Below are 279 nucleotides of genomic sequence, written 5' to 3'. Positions count from 1 at the left end.
GACGCTGTTTTAGCTTTGTAATAAACTGTAATCGTTCCAGCGCTAAAATCCATCAATGCCATATTGCTAGGGTTTGATCCAGACCTTTCTACATTAAAGTACAAACCTCTAAAGTATTCTTGAAAAACATCTTCTGTTGCAAGCTTAGAAGAAGGGGCATTTAATATTTTATCTTGAAAAAACTTCTTGTTTAAGTGCAAACGCATTTCAGGCTTTACCCTTGTGATTGTTTTCTTACCATCCGTCGTAATACTATCTTTATACTCTGCTGCACTGAAA

1 protein-coding gene is annotated in these 279 nt (G+C 35.5%); it reads right to left on the bottom strand.

All coding sequences use genetic code 11. The features are described 5' to 3' along the window. Positions 1-279, bottom strand: a 279-nt coding sequence (locus tag ACWA1B_RS22575) for a DUF4270 family protein (RefSeq protein WP_456910845.1), incomplete at both ends; no start/stop codon positions are given.

It is taken from the genome of Flavobacterium xizangense (genome assembly GCF_054075145.1).
The sequence above is the reverse complement of the archived record's forward strand: the minus strand, read 5'-3'. Positions and strand labels throughout refer to the sequence as shown.